This window comes from bacterium, assembly GCA_022616075.1.
In the GTDB taxonomy this organism is placed as follows: Bacteria; Acidobacteriota; HRBIN11; order JAKEFK01; family JAKEFK01; genus JAKEFK01.
In genome coordinates this window covers 1-19,196 of the sequence record JAKEFK010000072.1, presented here as the reverse complement: position 1 = coordinate 19,196, position 19,196 = coordinate 1, and the positions used below count along the sequence as shown (strand labels likewise).

Genomic DNA, 19,196 nt, shown 5'->3' with positions numbered 1-19,196 from the left:
CGCGCGGGAAGCATAGTGAATGTATCGAAGTCCCCGGAGAGGAGCTTATGAAACCGAAGAATTGTTTTTTACTTTTATTGTTCATCGCGATTGTTGCAACGCCGGCATTTGCGCAACGATGGTCGGTTGATGTGCTTGATCCTTCAACTGTCGATCGTAACGCAACCGGCGCAGTCATTCCGGCAAACGGATTTACCGCAGCAGCCGGCAAACCGCAAAATCTCGGACTCTTTCCCATGAACGGAACGCCGGATCCGCATCCGGGCTCTATGGCGCAGTACACGGTGTTTGTTCGCAATGGAAAAACGCTGGCCGATTGGCCCGCCTCTGCGACTGGACGCATCGCGCTGGTGAAAATCACCGAAGCATCTCCCGTGCCCGCGCTTTTCGCACAAATTGCAAACAACGGAGCTGCTGCAGGAGCAATCGCCGTGATTTTTCTTTCCAACACCGAGAACCCAACGGCCATAACTGCCCCGATACCAGCAGCAAACATCAAACTTGCCGATGGGGAACTTTTGATCGAGCGCATCTCCGATCAGGATCCACCGAACGGCACACTGTCAACGTTTCCGGCGCGCATCAATCCATCGTTCAGGCCCCCTCAAGCTACAGTTCCGACCAGCACACCGGCTGCTTACCATGGCACGTGGGTACCGCGCGGTGTAACGCCGGATTTCGATGGCAATCCAAATGTTTCTGTTCCGTATAGCGGCCCGGCTTTGCAATCGGCGATTTATCATATTGGGCGCGAAGCGGCCGAGCCGACACTGGGAGTAACGAAGGACGGCACCGCGTTCTATGCTGCGGCCTCATTTGATAGCGTTGCACTCGTGTTGCCGCGAACTTTGGTCATGCGTTCCCGTGATGGTGGCAAGAGTTGGGAGCGGGTTTCACCGGACTTGCCGCCGCCTCTTAAGAGCGAACCACCAGTGAACGGCGATCCAATGGTGTACGTTGATACTGAAACTGGTCGCGTATTCAGTCTGGACACATATGATGCGGATTGTATGTGGTTGCTTTTCTCCGATGACAAAGGCGCGAGCTGGAGTCGCAATCCAATCGTTTGTGACATCACTCCGGCCGTCACGGATCATCAAACAATTTTTACCGGACCGCCTGCTGGAGGTGTTGATCCTTTGATGCTGTTATATCCGAACGTCGTGTACGTCTGTTATAACACCGTAATCACTACGAACTGCTTGCGCAGTTTTGACGGCGGTTTGACTTTCACCAAGGCAGGCTTCCCGTATACAGGTGTTGAACCGGACAATCTGGATGGACCCGGACCGCACGAAGGTGTTCCCGGTTTATGCGGTGGCCTCACCGCGCACTTGCGCACTGATAGTAATGGACGAGCTTTTCTTCCAGCGGGACGTTGTGGCCGGCCTAGCATTTCCATCTCCGAAGATGGAGCAATGACGTGGCAACGTGTTTTCGTTAGCAAAGACGTTCCTTTGCCGGGAACGGAGCATGAAAACACCACAGCAATCGATGCTGCGGACAATCTATATATGACGTGGTGGGATGAAAATGACCGGCTTCCTTATCTTGCGATTTCAAAGGATCACGGCCGCACCTGGAGCGATCCATTGATGATCGGACCACCAGGAGTGCAGGAAGTGAATTTCCCAACCATTGATGCTGGTGATGAAGGAAGAATCGTAATTCATTTTCCCGGAACAACAGTTGCGGATCGCGCGGATGCCAATCGTCCGTGGAACCTGTATCAAATTGTTTCGACAAACGCGCTGGATGCAGATCCGCTTTTCGTGTTTACAACGGCAAATCATCCGGCCGAACCGATTCACCGGGGTAATTGCGGGCCGGGACGTTGCGCGGGCATGTTCGATTTCCTGGACGTTCAAGTACCGCCGGCAGATGCTCCCGATTTCGCGCAAGGCTTTTGGGCGGCGGGCGTCGATACCTGTCGCTTGGATTGCGAACAGGGAACTGCTGCGGCAACTCGTGCTGATGGAATTGTGATTCGTCAAATCGCCGGACCTGTGTTGCGCGCACAACCAATTCGCATTGAAGACAATGATCCGGCCATCGAATATCGTCACGGCTGGCACATCATCGATGATGATCCGAACGCATCGAGCGGCATCTATCATCGCCGTGTTGGATCCAACAAAGGCGTGAACACAAACCCGACCGCGCGGCTTGTGTTTGAGGGAGATGAAATCACTTATTTTTACGCCACATCCAGCAATGGCGGAACCGCTGATGTGTTGATCGATGGAACTCTTGTCCAGACTGTTTCCTATGCCGGGTCCACACAGACGCCAACCTTCGGCGCATCCGTGAAGTTCGATGGACTCGGTGATGGTGAGCATGAGCTGTTGATCAAATACAAAACCGGCGTTGCTTACATCGATGGTTTCGAAATCGATCCAGGCAGCCAACAGGCAAGCGCCGATGCATCCGCTCCCCTTACGACTTCTGTAACTCAGACGACTTCCGCCGTATTGAGCGGACTGCCCGGCGGATTGACCACCGCAACAGTTCTTGCCGATACAATGACTGAGGAAATTTCAGTCGTAGTTGAAGGCAGTGTGAAACCTCTTAGCGTGAAAATTCTCAATCCCGCAGGCGCATTGGCCGGATCCGGTGACGCACTCATTCAGGGAACCACTTTCTCCGGTCTTGATGCTGCACCTTCAATAGCTGGCCTGTACACCGTGCAAGCGATTGATACTCTTGGCGGCTCCGGAGCCATCCGCATCAGCATCGCGCGTACAGTGAAGAAATGATTTGCTTGGGGCGGGTCTCCGGACCTGCCCTTAACAATCGAATTGTTATGTTTTGTTTTTGATCGTTCGATTCAAGTATTGCCGGATAACCCCGTGTATCTCGGGATTGCTCCAGCCCTCCAGTAGCCGAGCGTCATTTGAGTATTGCGCCACACCATCCAGAACCGGTTTGCGCAGTTGCTCTTTCACAATGCGGAAGGAGACAGAGGGAATGGCGCCGAATTGTGCAGCAACTTCGCAGGCATTCTGCAGCAGAGATTCCGATCCGGTGACTTCATCCAGTAATCCAACCTGAAGTGCTTCTATCGGTGAATACGTCTTTCCGGTGTAGATCACGCGTTGCACATGTTGCGGAGCCATGCTGAAGCGCACAATCTCAAAGGGCAGCAATGGAAAAGGGAGTCCAACTAACAATTCTGGAACACCAATCTGCCCCCCTTCGCTGCTCATCATTCTGTAATCGCATGCGGAAGAAAGCACACAGCCGCCGGCAATGGCATGTCCGTTGATCGCGCAGACGACTGGCTTTGGGAATAGAAAAACGCGTTCCAGCATTTCATCCAATTTCGGCAAGAATGTTTCCAGATAAAGACGACCTCCTTCCAATACACGGAATAGATCGACTCCGGCCGAAAAGGTTTTTCCCGTTCCGGTCAAGACAAGGGCTTTTGTGGAGGATGTTTCCGCTTGCTGGAATGCTTCGATCAAATCGGAAAGCAATTCCAGATCGAAGGCTTGCACCTTCCCATGTTCCATCCGAAGAACTCTTACGGCGCCGCGATCTTCGCTGTGGATCATATTTGAAATGATCATATAGAAAGAAAAATCACGCAACGCATATCCCGTTACAGCGGGCCACTTGAGAAAAAGCCGGTTCCCGTGTATCAGTTATGGAGAGCCGATGTGATGACTCAATTCACTCCCGAGACTTCCCGAAAAAAACAAAGTGACTCCCATTTCATAAAATTCGCAGGCCGTGGAGAAAATGAGATCAAAGTTTATACCATAGAGCAATTCATGGCTGCCACCGGAATTGTCTATCTTTGGGAACTCGAATTTCAGGATGAAAAAGTGGCAGAGCGCATTAGAATGCAGTGCTCTCACGCCCTTGAGACCGGTTCCATTGGAACAGATAGCCGTTGGCTTGGGGCTCTACATGCCAAAGAAATAGAGAGCCACTATATCGCTGATGTTTCCATCCGGTGGATTGATGAAACGATTGGGTATGGACTCTTTGCTGAAAAAGACATCGCGGCCTGGGAGTATATCGGTGAATATACCGGCCTGGTCAGGAAATTAAATCTGATTTTCGGAAACATCAATGAATACTGTTTTGGGTACCCAACTTCAGCATTCAGTTATAGAAAACATGTTATCGATGCGCTGAACCAGGGAAACGAGATTCGCTACGCAAACCACAGCGAATCTCCGAATAGCGAATCCATGGGCGTTCTGTTTGATAACATCCTTCACATCATCGTAAGGGCAATAAAAGATATTCCCGCCTCTACCGAAATTGTCTACGATTACACGGGCTCCTATCGGCTGTTCAAACGAATGCGTGCCTATTTCTTGAATAGCCTCAAACCCAGGCTTAGGGCGAGACTTCACTTGCCTTCGTAACTTCGATTTGCCTCGACGGCCCGCCGGCCCATATTTTAAAAATTGTATGGCCTGTCTGGCGATCATCGATACCGAAACGCTTCGAGGCTCCAAAAGTCTTGGATTTCATCGTGACGAAGCAGATAGATATTTCCATCGTCAGCCTTAACGCGAAAGTAGATGGCGTCGGGCGAATACCAGCGATCATCAATATCTACGATTTCAAAGGTCCGTTCACCCAGAGTAAACCGAAGCGGACGCTCCTCGCTTTTGTAACCTGAATAACATTCTACCCGGATCGGAATCACAATCTTCGACCACGTATTAAATATAAGTTTTGAATGGTGAAGGTCCTATTGCGGATAGTGATAAAATTAGTGCAAAGGAGGTGCGTATGTTGCACCGGATTTTCCTTCTCATTTTGATCGTTCCCGCTGTTGCATTTTCGTACACTGTCGTAAGAAGTGACGGCAGGAGCTTTTCAGGCGAACTCATTCAACAAACGCCAAACGAAACAATTATCAAAGACTTTGAAGGCGTGACTATGAAGTTCCGGGCGAACCAAATCGATTGGAATCAAACAACGATTCGAATCAGGAACGAAGAAGAACAACGGGTTGCCAAAGCATTTTTGCCGGACGCCACTTTTCAAAAGAAAGAAATCAGCAACCGGAACAACAACACCACTCAATGGACCGGCGAACCATTCTCTTTTGATTTCAAAGACATTGACATCAAAGATCTGTTCCGTTTCATTGCGGACATTAGCGGCCTGAATGTGATTCTGGATCCCGCGGTAAAAGGAACAGTTACTTTGAAATTAACCGAGGTTCCCTGGGATCAAGCGCTCGATTTTGATCACCAGGAATCAAGGGCTTGGCTACACAGTCGAAGGGAATGTCATACGAATCGCTCCCTATTCCAAAATCGAACAGGAAGAAATTGCTCGCAGAAAAATTGAAGAAGAACGAAAGTTGAATTCACCGCTGGTAACAAAATTAATCCGGCTGAGCTATGCGAAAGCAACGGAGATGGAGCGGATCATAAAACCGTTCCTCACGAAAAGGGGAAGCACAATCGTTGACCCGCGTACCAACACTTTGATCATCACAGACATTGAAACAAACTTCGCCGTGTGGGGCCTGACGCTGGGAAGCTAACGGAGCACGAACGGCAAGACCTCCGTGAAGCCAATCGTTGTGATTAAAAGTAGCGCGGACGTCCCCGCCGGGCTCGGGCGAGACGCCCGAGCTACTTGAGCCCGAACAAGCGAGTAATCAACTCCCACTCCAAAACTAGTTGGCATTTTCTTCGATTTCCAGCCGGCTCCGGACTCCGGTTCAATCGGAGCGTGCGAGATCGATCATACCAGAATCATTTTACTTTAAGATGATTGCTTGATATTATTATCAATTGATAATAATATAGTCCCTTATGCTGACCGAACTTGGATTCACCCCTGCTGAATCCGAGGTCTACCTGTTTCTTCTTGGCGAATCTCCTGCCACCGGATACCGGATTGCGCAGGCGATCGGTCGTCCGGCAGCTCAAACGTACCGCGCAATAGAATCACTATCGAACAGGGGGGGCATACTCATCGATGATGGAAAGATTCGTATGTGCAGGGCCGTCCGACCCCAGGAATTTCTTTCGCAGATCAATCGCTCCTTCACAGAACAGGTCAGAAAGGTTCAGAAAAGTTTACGCGAGCTGCCCAGAGCCGCCCTGGACGATCGCGTATACCAGATTCCATCGCGGGATGAGGTCATTGAAAGATCGCTTGTGCTGTTAAAAAAGTGCAAAAACGTCGCCCTCCTGGATCTTTTCCCCGGTCCTTTGAAGATGCTTACTCCCGACATTAAAAGAGCGCACAAGCGGGGCGTGAAAGTTGCAGTCAAAATCTATGAAGATGCAGAAATCGATTGCTCCTTAAAGGTTGTTCAGCTTCATGGATCGGGCCTGATTCAGAGCTGGCCCGGCGAAATTTTGAACACCGTTACGGACGGTAAAGAATTTCTTTCCTCGCTTTTTTCAAAGGAGTCTGACAAGGTACGCAGCGCGATTTGGAGCAGGAACAGTTTTCTTGCGGCGCGCGAGCATAATGGATTGAGTTGTGAGATTGGACTCACAGCAATTCAGGCGCTTCCTCCGAAAGCGCGCACAAAGGCGCGCATTCAAGAGTTGTTCGAAAAGATGGAGCCATTCTTTTTCCGTAACACCCCGGGCTTTCGCGCACTACCGTACGCCGACTCTATTTCATTCGAAGATTGAGATGTTTCGCATTCTTGTTTTGTTGCTCTTGCTGTCCGTTCAATTACAGGCGGCCGATTCCATCACGGTTCGTCCGGGGCTTGGAGCCGATCTGGATGAATATCTCTCAAAACTGCAAGCGTTTGGATTTTCCGGGAGCGTTCTCGTTGCGAAGAGTGGAATTGTTCAATTGAAGAAAGGCTACGGTCTGGCCGATCGCGAACTTGGAAAAGTTGTCACGACAGATACACTTTTTGAAATCGCATCCATCTCCAAGCAATTCACCGCAGCGGCCGTTCTAAAGCTAGAGATGTCGGGAAAGCTGAAGACACAGGATGCGGTGAGACGTTTCTTTCCCGATGCTCTGGAAGTGTGGGACAGAATTACAATTCACAATTTGTTGACTCATACCGGGCGGATCGAAGACGACTACGAATATTATGCGAATCATCCAGTGCTGAAACGCAATGAATACACCGCCGCAATTCTTTCCAGACCGCTGCTTGAAAAGGAAGAGATGATTTACTCCAACGATGGCTATGCTTTGCTCGCGGCAATCATTGAAATTGCGTCAGGAAGAAAATTTGAAGAATTTGTTACTGAAGAGCTCTTCCATCCCGCGGGAATGAAATACACGAGTTTCGTAACACGTCCCGAAAAATTATCCGCGCCCCTGGCAAAAGGATATGGCGGCACCTTGACGATTTATGGAGAGAGCTTCGCCGAGCTCGGGAACTCCGGAGTCCTAAGCAATCCATGCGATCTGTTCTTGTGGGAAAGAGCGCTGGAGTCCGGGGAGATTCTGTCAGACGAAGCGAAGCAAAAATTCTTTTCACCCCATGTAAAAACCGACCTTTTTGATTATGGATACGGTTGGTGGGTGGAAGACAACAAAGAGGATGGCAGAATCATCTGGCATAGCGGACACGGAAACTCCTTCAATGGATTTTATCGTCGTTATATTGATCGCGGGCTGGTCGTTATCGGCCTCACGAACCTTGCGATCGCGGATTTTCCGGTGCGCGAGGCTTTGATGCCGGCTGTTCGTCCGTCGATTTTTAAATTCATCTTATCAGGTAAGCCCTACAAACTTCCTCCCGATATTAGCGTCCATAAGCGAGTTAATCTTAAGAACTATGAAGGGACATATTCGTTTGATGATAACGGCACCGTAAGGATTTCCGTCGTTGGTGATTCGTTAATGGTAGCTCCACAGGACCAACGCGCTGTGAATCGTTTTGTTCCCGGGATTCCGGACAACTGGGACGCATCATTTTATTCGAAGCTGGAGCTTCCTGTGCCCGGAAGCAAAGATCTGTTGAGTCTTCTTGAAAAGAACACCAAGAAATGCGAAAAGATCTTGAGCGAACTATTTCAGGGCAAACTGGATCATTTGGCTGAACTACTGGGCAAAGAAGGAATGGCTCGCTTCAAACCGGAATGGGAAGAGGCACAGAAGCGTTTTGGGAAGATGGAGCGCTATAAAGTTCTAGGAACAGTGCCAATTTTTCAAAGCAAAAAAAGTCTATATGCAGAAACCTATTCCATTCTAAACTTCGCGAATGGAACAAAATATTACCGCTGGGTCTGGGGACCTTCAGAATCGCTGATGTGGTTTCCGGACTTTCCTTTACCCATGGTCCCTCCTTTCCGACCGCAGTCCACTAACAAGTTCGTGAATTTTCATTTGTTCATTCAGGGGAGCACGAATCTGGAATTTGAACTGAAGGATGGAAGATCTATGGGTCTTGCTTTGCGAGATCGAGAGGGTCAGATCGTTGCGCGCGCGCGCCGTTTGCAGAAAGAATGAGGTGAGTTCCTCGCGCTTTTAGGGTGTTTCCCTCATTGTCGCGTTTCCCTTGCTGGTAAATCCTTTAATCAGGAGGGAACCATGAAGGCCTTATTTCACCGTCTCATAACATCTTTCTTATTCATTACACTTTTTGTGTGTGCTGTTTCCGCGGACGATCGGGTTCGCGCGATCGTTCAGCTTTCCGATCCTTCGTTGTCGCAGTACAAGGATACGATTCCAACATTGCAGGGAGTGTTGCAGGCCCGAACTGCAGATGGTCATCTGAATATTCTTGCTCCCGCGTGTCAGGCGTATGTGGCGTATCTCGCTCAGAAGCAAGCGGCGCTGGAGCCGCAGATTGTGATTGCTGCGCCAGGTTTGGAAATTCACTGGCGATACCGGATCGGCTTCAACGGTTTTGCATTGAAATTATTTCGCAGCCAGATCAATGCGGTCCGAAAACTTCCAGGCGTTGTTGCGGTTACAGAAACTTATCCGCTGGAATTTGAGACAGATGAGAGCAGAAACCTGCTTGGCATTTCCGGACTCTGGTCGGCGCTTCCACCCGATCCTTTAGGCGCGGGTGCTGGTCAGCGTGTGGCTCTAATCGACAGCGGCACAAACGCGAATCATCCTTTCTTCAATCCGAGTGGATATCAGGCGCCCTCCGGTTATCCAAGAGCCGAACGTGTGGCCGGAGGTGTCAGAACCCCTCTTCCGGTGGCAACCTTCGCCAGCAACAAAGTCATCGTTGCTAGCACTTATGCTCCGCCAGGCGACACAACCGCCACTCCATTTGGGCCAGGCTCTCTTCACGCGACGCACGTTGCGGGAATCATGGCTGGCGTAGAAGGCATTTATCAATACAATTCGGGCACCGAAGTTTTCAATCTGAATCTTTCAGGAATGGCGCCCGGCGCGTACATCATGAGTTACAGACTCGATGGAGACACGGCTGAATTTATCGCCGCGATCGAAGATGTGATCAAAGATGAGGCGGATAGTTTGAATATCAGTTTGGGACATTCGCGATGGCTCACCACCGATTCTATTCATGATCCGGTCAAAATTGCATTGGAAGGCGCAACAGATGCTGGAGTGATCGTGTGTGCTTCTGCGGGAAATGCGGGCGCGAATGGCGACAGCAACATCACCGGTTCGTGGAAAAACAGTGAGCGGATAATCACCGTTGCCAGCAGCACTCATGCGCGTCTTTTTTCGAATGCGGTGAGCGTAACAGGCGCGCCTCCTTCATTGCAGGATCGTGTAGGCATTCCCGGAGCTGCTCCGGCTCCACCGATCGTCACAACAATTTCAGGGGAATATGTCGTGACGCCGGGAGGCACATCAGGCAGCGCGGGTCAGGCTTGCGCCGCGTTGCCGGCGGGAAGCATGACCGGCAAAATCGCGCTGGTTTCGCGCGGCACATGCACGTTTGATGCGAAAAAGAACAATGTGATGGCGGCAGGCGCGGTTGCGATGATTGTTCACAATAACGCAGACGATCCTCCCACTGTGATGGGTGGCTTCAATCCTCCGGTCATTCCATCAGTGATGATCAGCAAAACAGATGGACTTGGTATGGTGACGTGGGCGGCCGCCAATGCAGCTCCTAATGCGTCCATAAAAGGTCCGGTCGCGCGGTTAACGACTGCGTGGCCGGACACTGTTTCCAGCTTCAGCAGTCGCGGTCCTTCTGCCATCATGACTGTCAAGCCGGATATTGCTGCACCTGGCGCAAACATTCTTTCTTCAATTACAGATGCGGCAGGAACAGTAACCCCTCCGTTCTTCGAACAGCTCAGCGGAACGTCAATGTCAACGCCTCACATCACCGGTATTGCGGCTCTGGTGAAAGCGCTTCATCCAACATGGACACCCGCTCAGGTGAAAAGCGCGATCATGAATGATGCGAATACCGCGATGTTCCTGGATACCGCGTTCAGTATTCCTGCGCTTGCAAAGCACCGGGGCGCAGGGCGCGTCGATGCTGCGAGGCTTGTAAATCCTGATCTCACTTTCACTCCATCCAGTGTCAGCTTTGGACTGCTTTCCTCCGGTCAATCCGGAAACGCGAACATCATTGCAACAGATATGCGAGGGCAGGGACAACCTCTTTTGCAATATACAGTGAGCATCATTCCGGTCATCGGCCACTCTGCGGTAAATGTTACGGCAGCGCCTTCTTCATTTTCCAGTCCAGGTGGTTCGTTCACACTCAACCTTTCTACTTCCGGAGCGCCTGCCGGTGACTTTGAAGGTTTTGTGGAAATTACAGGAAATGGAAAGAGTTATCGCCTTCCTTATTATGTAAGGATTCAGGATGCAAGCGCGGTCAAAGATGTTCTGCTGATTGATTGGGACCGGACTGCAAGTGGCGCCGGCGATTTCAGGTCCTTCTACACAGGCGCGCTCAGCTCACTCGGACTTACTTATGACCTCTTTGATGGCGGAATTTCCACAGCGGCCAATGGCAATCCGGGCGTCACGCTCGTGCAATTGCAGAACTATAGAACCGCAATTCTTTATATGGGAGACAACTTCACGAACTGGTCCACTACTCACGTGGGCGGCTCTTTTCCGCTGCAGGATTATTTGACCGGTGGCGGCAAACTGATCGCGATTGGTCAGGACCTCAACTCACAGATCCTGTATAACCAAAATACCGGTAGTGACTTTAACCTCACATCGATGGCTGGCTTCATTCGTGGTTTTGAAAAGGAACCTGCGAACTGTACAAACATTACCAGCGATGCGGATTTCTACGCAGTCACAACTCCTGCCGATGTGCTGATCACCAAGTTTGAACTCTTTGGCCGTGAGGGTGATGTGAGTGTAAACAACGGTGGAGATGGCGCAAACAATCAGATCTTTCCGGATGCGGGCCGCAAAGCGGAAGCAGCAGATAAAGATGACGGATGCATCCAGTTGTATAACGCTGAAAACATCGCTCCGCACGCAAGAGTTTTGGGCAACTACCAAACAACAACTAGAAATGGAATCGATGCTTTGCGCGAAGAATCAGGTGTTGCAACGGGTGTTGCTCCCGATCTCACGTTGGAGAATGAAACGCCTAAAGTAAACTGGAGCGCCGCGCTGCTTCATGTCGGATTAGAAGGTTTGAATTCGAACCTTGGGGACCTGACAGCGCCGCAGGCTCTGGGTCTGCTGTTAGATTTCGTCAACGATGATGTTTCTGTTGCTCTGGCAGGCATTACAACTTGCACGACAGTTCAATTTACAGCGAACGCAACTTCAAGCCGTCAAGCCGAATTTACCAAATACCGGTGGGACTTCGGCGATGGCACACCGTTTTTCGAAACAACAACAAACAGCGTTAGCCATTCCTATCCGGCGCCGGGTGATTATGTCGCGCGCGTGCAGGCAATCGATGCATTGACGCGATCCGATCTCGGAAAGCTTGCACTACAAATTGACCCACCACCGGCAATTGATGATTCGCATGCGGCTGTCGAGTATACAGGCGGATGGCATTTCAAGACGGACTCCGCTGCTTCGAATGGCGGTTATCACGTTCGGGTGGGCAGCAACAAGAAAGGTGCTGCCACTCGAGTGGTCTTCGAAGGAACAGGGATAACGTATTTCTATGCGCTCTCCAGTTCCGGAGGAACGGCGGACATCTATATTGATGGAGTGAAAAATCAGACTCTTTCGTATGCCGGAACGGGGAAAATCAGTTTCGGTCACTCCGTAAGTTTTTCGAATCTGGCAAACGGCACGCATGAAATTCGGATCGTTCACGTTTCAGGAACTGTGTATGTGGATGGATTTCAAATCAGTTGTGATGGCGAAGGCGCAAATGCTTCAGCCGTTCAGTTCCGTTCGGAAACAGATAGCGGCAGCGCAAACAGCAGCGAAGGCGCTTTGATCACACGCACCTTTAACATCGGGCCGGCGGATCAGGAAGTTTCCGTGCTGATAGAAGGTTCACCAATGCCTTTAGGCGTAAAATTGCTGGATCCTGCGGGAAATTTGATTGCGTCGGGGCAGGCTTTGATTTCTGGATTGAGTTTCTCAGGGATCGATTCACAGTTGAGCGCGTCCGGTGTGTATACGCTTCAAGTGGTCAATACATTGTTGCCGGGCACTTCGTTGAATATCAGCGTGGCGCGGACTGTTCGTGCCGACTGAAGTACAATATCTATTAAAGCATGCATCGATAACGAGGAGGCTACTTCGATGGCCATTACACCGTATCTGTATTATCAAGATGTCAGCACCGCTTTAAAGTTTCTCTCTAAGGCCTTTGGTTTTCGAAAATTCGGCAGACCGATGTTAGGAGCAGACGGCAAAGTCAATCACGCGGCGATGAAATTCGGGGAGGATTCGATTATGATGGGATACCCCGGCTCAAAATACCAGAATCCGAAGCGGCTTGGACAAGCAACGCAAACCCTCTACATCAACGTTCCCGATGTAGTGAAGCATTTTCAACGCGCCAGAAAAGCAGGCGCAAAGATTCTTGATGAACTTGAGGATACATTCTATGGTCATCGCCGATACGGCGCGGAGGACCCGGAAGGTCATCAATGGTACTTTGCTCAGGAGATCAAGAAACGCGCAGTTAAGAAACGTTTCCGCGGCCGTTCGAAATGAATTGATCGGGATAGTCAACCTGTTTAAACTGGCACGAATTCCATAGTAGTCATCCGCCGCTGTTCTAAACGAAAACCGCGAACATATTTGAGCGATGCCTTCGTATTGTATTTTTCTGCGTATGCCTCTTCGATCGCTTCCATCAATCGTTTGCCTCGGACCCTTTTCGCGCGAACAGCAATCTCGCGACCGGAAACTTGAATCGCTCCAGTTGAATCTTTTAGAAACGCGTGGTGCCAGCCGGTCGGTTTATTTTCCCAGGAACGAACGAATACTCTCTCCTTCACGACTACGACCCAGATTCCGGTAAATCGGTGCTGCGTTCCCGAACGAACTCCCATGATTTTGCTGTTGTGAATCATCGCCAAAACAGGCTTTGAAAAAATTCGTTTATTCACAATGATTTCTTATACCATATCCGCAGTGCGGCTTCGGCCGCAAACAAAAAAGGAAAAAGAAACTAGAGAGAGACCGGATAGGGGAGAAGATCGGATTGGTGCGGGCACATTCTTGAACTTGTCGAGTTTTCTTGACTAAAATGATAGCGACACAGATGAACGCGAAATTCTCCAACGTTTACGACGATCAGGAGCGTTCAGCGGCCTACGCGACGCTTGAATTTCCGGCAACATACTACCTGGCGTTCCGGGATCTGCCTGAGATCATCGCGGAACACGTGCAGGGTAGAAAGGCAATCGACTTCGGGTGCGGTGCGGGTCGTTCTACTAGATTTTTGAAACATCTGGGCTTCGATGTGATCGGCCTTGACATCTCGGAGTCGATGCTGACGCGGGCCCGCGAGCGGGACCCTCAGGGAGATTATCGACTTGTCCCAGACGGTGAAGTTGGCATTATAGAAGCTGGGACCTTTGACCTGATTTTATCTGCGTTTCCCTTCGACAATATTCCCTCCCTGGAAAAGAAGGTCAAGCTATTTCGTTCCCTAAAAGATCTGCTCAAACCGGATGGACGGATCGTGAACCTCGTGTCCTCCCCGGAAGTCTATGTTCATGAATGGACTTCATTTTCAACAAAAGACTTTCCTGAAAACAAAAAGGCGCGGTGCGGCGATCGCGTCCACGTCGTAATGCTTGACGTTGAGGACAGGCGACCCGTAGAAGACATCTTTTGGACCGATGAAGGATACCGTGAAGTGTACGATCAAGCGGGTTTGAAAGTAATCAATTCCCATCGACCCCTGGGGAAGGAGACCGAGCCATATACATGGGTAAGTGAAACCACAGTTTCACCCTGGGTGATTTACGTTCTGGGATCCTCCTGAAGCCTCCGGAAGGTTCATGTGCATCGCCCGCCATTTGCCGGGAGAAGTTCCTTCCCAGCTGTGAAATGCGCGGAAAAATGAATTGGAATTCTCATAGCCCAGCAGATAGGCAGTCTGCGCCAACTCCAGAGACGAGTAAATCAAATAATGATGAGCCAGTTCGCGACGCGCCTCTTCCAGCAATTTTTGGAAGGTGACGCCGTTTTCTGTGAGCCGGCGCTGCAAACTTCGCCGGCTCATGTTCAATTGTTGCGCGACTTCCTCCATCCCGGGTCTCTGTCCGGCAAGCAATCGTTTTAGGATCTCCTTCACATTGTCACGCGTGGATTGTTTCGCCTGTTGTGAGTTGAGCTCGGCATCGAAATGTGGAGCCAGCATGGCGAGCAGTTCGGCATTGTGCGTCAGAAACGGCTGATCGATATCTGACCGCTTGAAGATCAAGGCGTTACGGGCGGCTTTGAACTTTACAGGGCATTGAAAGTAAGACTGAAATACTTCCCGGTTTGTGGGTGGTCGCTGAAACTCAACTCGAACCGGCGTGAGGGCGCGTCCCGTTCCTCGCCTGCCGATGCTGACGATCCATGCAAAGCAGCATTCCAGAAGTACTGTGGGCTCTGCTTCCTTTGCTCGCAGCCACTTAAACTGAACGGCGGATTCACGATCGTTCTCCACGAGCGATATTTCCTCCGGACAGGTCAGCTGTTTGTATCGAGCAATTCGCTGCAAGGCATCTCGAAACGAGCGAGTATAGAGTGCGGCAATTCCAATCGGATCATATCGTTCGATCCGTTGTTCGCTTCCCAGCTTGAGTCCGATGGCAGGATCGCGGCTTACCTCGCCAATCGCGCGCCACAGCGCGAAAAGCTCATCAGTCGTTAGAAGAATTTTTTCCCGGCTGAACAAACCGATCGGCAAACCCGCGTGGCGCAACACTACAGCCGGCGTAAGCCCGAACTCTTCCAGTCGCTGAGGAAAAAGAGTTGAGATTCTGAATTGTTTCGCCATGATTGAGCTCAAGTTTATGCTTTTAAGGAAGCCATGTCGATGACAAAACGATACTTCACATCGCCTTTTTGAAGACGATCATAAGCCTCATTGATTTTTTGGATCGGGATCATTTCGGTATCACAGACGATTCCGTGTTCGGCACAGAAATCCAGCATCTCCTGAGTTTCCTGAACTCCACCAATACCAGATCCAGCGAGCCGGCGGCGTTTCAAAATCAGGTTGAAGACTGGTACTGAATGAGGTTTTTCCGGCGCTCCGACAAGCGTCATTGTTCCGTCGCGCTTCAGAAGCTCCAGATAGGCGCTAACATCATGCGGCGCAGAAACCGTATCCAGAATAAAGTCGAAGCTGTTCACATGTTTTTGCATCTCGCGTGTTTCTTTCGAATTAACCACTTCATCGGCCCCCAGCCGCAGCGCATCAGCTTTCTTGTTGGGAGAGGTGGTGAAAAGAACGACGTTCGCTCCGAGTGCGTCTGAGAATTTCACCGCCATGTGGCCAAGTCCACCGAGTCCGACTATGCCCACTTTCTTGCCTTCACGAACCTTCCAGTAACGCAGTGGAGAATAAGTGGTGATTCCCGCACAAAGCAAAGGAGCGGCCGCGGCAAGGTCTAACTTGTCCGGCACACGCAAAACGAATGCTTCATCGACAACAATGCTTTCGGAATATCCGCCATAAGTTGGTTTACCCAGATGTTTATCTTCACCGTTGTATGTGAACACCGGACCGTTATCACAGTATTGTTCAAGCCCTTCTCTGCAATTTCCACATACGCGACAAGAATCCACCATGCAACCGACTGCCGCAAGGTCTCCCCGCTTAAACTTTCGAACGTCAGCACCAACCTTTGTCACACGTCCGACGATCTCATGGCCGGGAACGCAGGGATAAGTTGTACTTATAAAACTTTGCCATTCGTTTCGAACCTGATGAAGATCAGAATGACAAACCCCACAGTAAAGAATTTCGATTTGCACATCCTTTGCGCCGGGATCGCGGCGCGGAATTGAAAAGGGAACAAGCGGTGTATTTTGGTTTTGAGCTGCGTAAGCTCGAATCGTATACATAATCTCAACCTCCTTCATCTTCCAATCTTAGGACTCCGATTTGTGCTCAGCACTAGCGATTTGCGCCAATGTACTCGCAAAACGCGCCAAGAGAAGCGCTATCATTATTAAGAGACGTCTACTGAGTTTGCGACATTATGAGAATATTTCTTGCGATGCGCTCAGTCTTTTTTGTTATCATCATACCCGGCACCGTTACAGTGTATATCCCGATGCGAATTCTCCGGGCCACAAATCAACTTCACATGCCTGACCTTTCAGCTGCCTCAGTGCTGGCTGGTTGCCTTACTGTGCTTGGTGCTTCGGTTCTGCTTCGTTGCGTGTGGGATTTTTTTTCCGTCGGCCGCGGAACCCTCGCACCGATCGATCCGCCGAAACTCCTCGTCGTTCGCGGCCTGTATCGCTTCACGCGCAACCCTATGTATAACGGGGTTCTCACAGTTCTCCTGGGGGAAGCGTTGCTTTTTTGGAGCATCGCCCTTCTGGAATATGCATTGCTCATGTTTATCATCTTCCATATTGCCGTGGTCATTTATGAGGAGCCTACACTGGAATCGCGATTTGAAGAGAGCTATCGTGCGTATCGCGGCCAGGTGCCGCGTTGGGGCTTCACTCTCCGCCCGTTCAGCCAAAAAAGCGATGACACAGCCTGACGTTCGTTTTCAAAGTATTGTTCCACAATTCACTGTACCGGACGTTGTACGCACGGCGGAGTACTATCGGGATGTGTGGGGTTTCAAAATCTCCGGCTACTGGATGGACCCGCCGGTTGGCGTTCTTGGTGTCGAACTATTGCCGGTCCAAGAAATCGCGGATGAGTTGAATCATGAAAGCCGGTTTCGAGTGGAAGACAGTATGTCCTGACTCAGGAACAATTGCTAATTGACCTTGCGGCAGGAGACGATAGATTTCAACGAAGTGTTCTGTATTCACATATGGATCGCGATCACCGCCGGCGATCAGCGCGGGACATCGGATGGATCGCACCTGTTCTATTGAGATGTATTCGCGCTGCTTCCACATTTTCACTAATTCTGCAAGAAAGCGGTTCCAGACGGACTGGTCCGGCATTAGTTTGTTGCGGTTCGTGACAAAGTCAGGGGCTAGTTTTTCCAGCTCTTCCAGCGTGTCATAGCCATCGAGTTCAGTCAATCCTTCATCCGTAAATTGATTCAATCCAAGTGGTCCGCCCACTGCGATCAGTCGTTTGACCAGCTCCGGATATGTCGCCGCCAGATGATAAGCAGCGATTGCTCCATCACTGAAGCCGAGCACGTTCACCGGTTGCTTTTCTACCTCACGAATGACCGCGGCGAAATCTTTGGCAATGAGTCCATAGGAAAGCGGCTCTGTGCCAAGTTGTGATTTTCCATGTCCACGCGTCGCGATTGCGATTACCAGATGATCACGACTTAGATCTGGAATGATGTGTTTGAATTCTGCGATGTATCCGAAAAGGCCACCATGAAGCAGCACCAGCGGCTCACCCTGCCCGTAAACCTCGTAGTATATTTCCGCATCACCCATGCGGAGATAACGGCCCACATCAGGATTGTCGCCGTACAATACAGGAGCATCCTCAGCAAAGGCAGCGTGAGCCAAGAGCGCGAACAGAATGATTAAGCCGACAATCATGACTTTGCTGTGTTTTCATCATGGAGCTTAGCATGGCGCTACGGAACCGTCTTGAACGTTCTTGCTCTTCTAACTCGATTGAAATGAATCCTTTGGAGATTGCAAAGTCAAGTCTGAAATTGTGTGCGGAGTTCCTGCAGCGATTCATCCGAGATAATGGGAAAAACATGTGGCTTGAAATTTTTCGGGAAACGGCCGGCCAGAAGACTGTCGGTGATGATGAAATCACGTGGCGTTAATCCCCGCTCCCAACTTTTATTCCGCGCGTCACGAAGCAGAATTGATTCAGAATCAATTCCCACGGCTACCAATGTGGTATGTGACCAGGTAAGAAAACTTGGCCATCTGGATACAACGGTAATGAGTGTATCCGGTCCAGGTTTGATCTGGTTTTGCAGATTCTTTGAAATAGATCGCGAATGCAAAAATAAACAGGAAATTCCAGCCGGCAATACCGCCTTCACGGCTTTGGCACTGTCGTACAAGGCCACACAAAATGCGCCCAGGAATTTTTCGGGCTTGGAACATTCTTCTAAGCTGATTCCATCCACGCGTTTGATATTCTGCTTACCGATTTCAATCGTCAAAATTTCGCGCAGTTCAGGTTCCGGCTCAATCACTAAGATGTGATCCGGTGGTTGCACGGAAAACCAACGCACAATACGGGTCTGAATTTCTTCTAATGAATACCCCTTGTCACGAGCCAGCCTGAAAAAAGTTGAAATGAGATGATCCAGCTCAAGACCCGGACTTACTTTCGCATCCTTCTTGAAATCACAAACATAGAATCCGCTTCCCCTTCGCCATTCGAGCCATCCCGTCTTTACCAGATGACGGTACGCAGCGCGAACCGTATTCGGATGGATCTGAAATCGGCGCGCCAATTGATTGGTGCTTGGCAGATGTTCTCCAGGCGCAAGATCGGCGCTCACAATTCCTAGCACCAACTGAGTGGTCAGTTGTTCGTGGAGCGGAACTTTACTGCTCTTCGATAGCCAGAGCTTCATCTGAACAATTAAAACACGATCAGATAGGAATTTGTGGATCGCAGGCTGAGCTTGTTGAAAAATCCAGGTGCTGGCGGTCCCAGTTGGAGCGCGGGCATCCTTGCCCGCAAAATGCTCGTCGAGCGATCAGGTTTTTGCGGACTGGAAGTCCGCGCTCCAACTGATTTTTCAACAAGC

At 50.3% G+C, this 19,196-nt stretch carries 17 protein-coding genes; 10 read left to right on the top strand and 7 right to left on the bottom strand.

Translation table 11 applies throughout. The features are described from left to right. Window positions 1-47: 47 nt before the first annotated feature. Entirely contained in the window at window positions 48-2,756 is a 2,709-nt protein-coding gene (locus L0156_06300; protein ID MCI0602607.1) for a hypothetical protein, read from the top strand. Window positions 2,757-2,801: 45 nt separating this feature from the next. Here L0156_06300 and L0156_06295 read toward each other — a convergent pair whose 3' ends face one another. After that, window positions 2,802-3,569, bottom strand: a complete 768-nt coding sequence (locus L0156_06295; protein ID MCI0602606.1) for an enoyl-CoA hydratase/isomerase family protein — start codon at window positions 3,567-3,569, stop codon at window positions 2,802-2,804. A gap of 93 nt (window positions 3,570-3,662) precedes the next feature. On the opposite strand from L0156_06295, the gene L0156_06290 reads away from it, so the two are divergent. Then, the gene (locus tag L0156_06290; GenBank protein MCI0602605.1) at window positions 3,663-4,379 is read left to right on the top strand and encodes an SET domain-containing protein-lysine N-methyltransferase; all 717 of its coding nucleotides are present in this window, start codon (window positions 3,663-3,665) and stop codon (window positions 4,377-4,379) included. Window positions 4,380-4,441: 62 nt separating this feature from the next. Here the strand turns inward: L0156_06290 and L0156_06285 are convergent, their stop codons facing one another. After that, window positions 4,442-4,669: a hypothetical protein gene (locus L0156_06285; GenBank protein ID MCI0602604.1), complete on the bottom strand. Its 228-nt coding sequence runs from the start codon at window positions 4,667-4,669 to the stop codon at window positions 4,442-4,444. 83 nt (window positions 4,670-4,752) lie between these two features. Between L0156_06285 and L0156_06280 the strand changes: the two genes are divergently transcribed. From L0156_06280 to L0156_06255, 6 genes are all read left to right on the top strand, one after another. Then, window positions 4,753-5,319, top strand: coding sequence for a hypothetical protein (locus L0156_06280; GenBank protein ID MCI0602603.1), 567 nt, complete (start codon window positions 4,753-4,755; stop codon window positions 5,317-5,319). Between the two features lie 13 nt (window positions 5,320-5,332). Continuing rightward, window positions 5,333-5,518: a hypothetical protein gene (locus tag L0156_06275; GenBank protein ID MCI0602602.1), complete on the top strand. Its 186-nt coding sequence runs from the start codon at window positions 5,333-5,335 to the stop codon at window positions 5,516-5,518. 274 nt (window positions 5,519-5,792) lie between these two features. After that, entirely contained in the window at window positions 5,793-6,629 is an 837-nt protein-coding gene (locus tag L0156_06270) for a hypothetical protein (protein MCI0602601.1), read from the top strand. Window position 6,630: 1 nt separating this feature from the next. After that, window positions 6,631-8,418: a beta-lactamase family protein gene (locus L0156_06265; GenBank protein MCI0602600.1), complete on the top strand. Its 1,788-nt coding sequence runs from the start codon at window positions 6,631-6,633 to the stop codon at window positions 8,416-8,418. Window positions 8,419-8,499: 81 nt separating this feature from the next. Continuing rightward, window positions 8,500-12,552, top strand: a complete 4,053-nt coding sequence (locus L0156_06260; GenBank protein MCI0602599.1) for a S8 family serine peptidase — start codon at window positions 8,500-8,502, stop codon at window positions 12,550-12,552. Window positions 12,553-12,600: 48 nt separating this feature from the next. Next, complete coding sequence (locus L0156_06255; protein MCI0602598.1) at window positions 12,601-13,017, top strand: VOC family protein; 417 nt, start codon at window positions 12,601-12,603, stop codon at window positions 13,015-13,017. A gap of 23 nt (window positions 13,018-13,040) precedes the next feature. Here L0156_06255 and L0156_06250 read toward each other — a convergent pair whose 3' ends face one another. Next, entirely contained in the window at window positions 13,041-13,415 is a 375-nt protein-coding gene (locus L0156_06250) for a DUF2255 family protein (protein ID MCI0602597.1), read from the bottom strand. A gap of 140 nt (window positions 13,416-13,555) precedes the next feature. On the opposite strand from L0156_06250, the gene L0156_06245 reads away from it, so the two are divergent. Then, window positions 13,556-14,299, top strand: coding sequence for a class I SAM-dependent methyltransferase (locus L0156_06245; GenBank protein ID MCI0602596.1), 744 nt, complete (start codon window positions 13,556-13,558; stop codon window positions 14,297-14,299). Here L0156_06245 and L0156_06240 read toward each other — a convergent pair. Together L0156_06240 and L0156_06235 are read right to left on the bottom strand one after the other, a co-directional pair. After that, window positions 14,264-15,304 carry an AraC family transcriptional regulator gene (locus L0156_06240; protein MCI0602595.1) on the bottom strand — a complete coding sequence of 347 codons (1,041 nt, stop codon included), beginning with the start codon at window positions 15,302-15,304 and terminating at the stop codon, window positions 14,264-14,266. The genes L0156_06245 and L0156_06240 overlap by 36 nt on opposite strands. Window positions 15,305-15,318: 14 nt before the next feature. Next, window positions 15,319-16,377, bottom strand: a complete 1,059-nt coding sequence (locus tag L0156_06235; protein MCI0602594.1) for an NAD(P)-dependent alcohol dehydrogenase — start codon at window positions 16,375-16,377, stop codon at window positions 15,319-15,321. Between the two features lie 137 nt (window positions 16,378-16,514). Here L0156_06235 and L0156_06230 point away from each other — a divergent pair, with 137 nt between their 5' ends. Beyond that, window positions 16,515-17,030, top strand: coding sequence for an isoprenylcysteine carboxylmethyltransferase family protein (locus L0156_06230; GenBank protein ID MCI0602593.1), 516 nt, complete (start codon window positions 16,515-16,517; stop codon window positions 17,028-17,030). 136 nt (window positions 17,031-17,166) lie between these two features. On the opposite strand, the gene L0156_06225 is transcribed toward L0156_06230, so the two are convergent. Together L0156_06225 and L0156_06220 are read right to left on the bottom strand one after the other, a co-directional pair. Next, window positions 17,167-18,012, bottom strand: coding sequence for an alpha/beta hydrolase (locus L0156_06225; GenBank protein ID MCI0602592.1), 846 nt, complete (start codon window positions 18,010-18,012; stop codon window positions 17,167-17,169). 107 nt (window positions 18,013-18,119) lie between these two features. Further along, window positions 18,120-19,019, bottom strand: a complete 900-nt coding sequence (locus L0156_06220) for a GntR family transcriptional regulator (protein ID MCI0602591.1) — start codon at window positions 19,017-19,019, stop codon at window positions 18,120-18,122. Window positions 19,020-19,196 lie beyond the last annotated feature (177 nt).

Excerpts from the sequence above, each read along its gene's own strand:
- L0156_06260 (MCI0602599.1), top strand. The coding sequence starts at position 8,500 with ATGAAGGCCTTATTTCACCGTCTCATAACATCTTTCTTATTCATTACA.
- L0156_06280 (MCI0602603.1), top strand. The coding sequence starts at position 4,753 with ATGTTGCACCGGATTTTCCTTCTCATTTTGATCGTTCCCGCTGTTGCA.
- L0156_06245 (MCI0602596.1), top strand. The coding sequence starts at position 13,556 with ATGATAGCGACACAGATGAACGCGAAATTCTCCAACGTTTACGACGAT.
- L0156_06265 (MCI0602600.1), top strand. The coding sequence starts at position 6,631 with ATGTTTCGCATTCTTGTTTTGTTGCTCTTGCTGTCCGTTCAATTACAG.
- L0156_06295 (MCI0602606.1), bottom strand. The coding sequence starts at position 3,569 with ATGATCATTTCAAATATGATCCACAGCGAAGATCGCGGCGCCGTAAGA.
- L0156_06300 (MCI0602607.1), top strand. The coding sequence starts at position 48 with ATGAAACCGAAGAATTGTTTTTTACTTTTATTGTTCATCGCGATTGTT.
- L0156_06235 (MCI0602594.1), bottom strand. The coding sequence starts at position 16,377 with ATGTATACGATTCGAGCTTACGCAGCTCAAAACCAAAATACACCGCTT.
- L0156_06290 (MCI0602605.1), top strand. The coding sequence starts at position 3,663 with ATGACTCAATTCACTCCCGAGACTTCCCGAAAAAAACAAAGTGACTCC.
- L0156_06220 (MCI0602591.1), bottom strand. The coding sequence starts at position 19,019 with ATGAAGCTCTGGCTATCGAAGAGCAGTAAAGTTCCGCTCCACGAACAA.
- L0156_06270 (MCI0602601.1), top strand. The coding sequence starts at position 5,793 with ATGCTGACCGAACTTGGATTCACCCCTGCTGAATCCGAGGTCTACCTG.
- L0156_06230 (MCI0602593.1), top strand. The coding sequence starts at position 16,515 with ATGAGAATATTTCTTGCGATGCGCTCAGTCTTTTTTGTTATCATCATA.
- L0156_06225 (MCI0602592.1), bottom strand. The coding sequence starts at position 18,012 with ATGATTGTCGGCTTAATCATTCTGTTCGCGCTCTTGGCTCACGCTGCC.
- L0156_06240 (MCI0602595.1), bottom strand. The coding sequence starts at position 15,304 with ATGGCGAAACAATTCAGAATCTCAACTCTTTTTCCTCAGCGACTGGAA.
- L0156_06255 (MCI0602598.1), top strand. The coding sequence starts at position 12,601 with ATGGCCATTACACCGTATCTGTATTATCAAGATGTCAGCACCGCTTTA.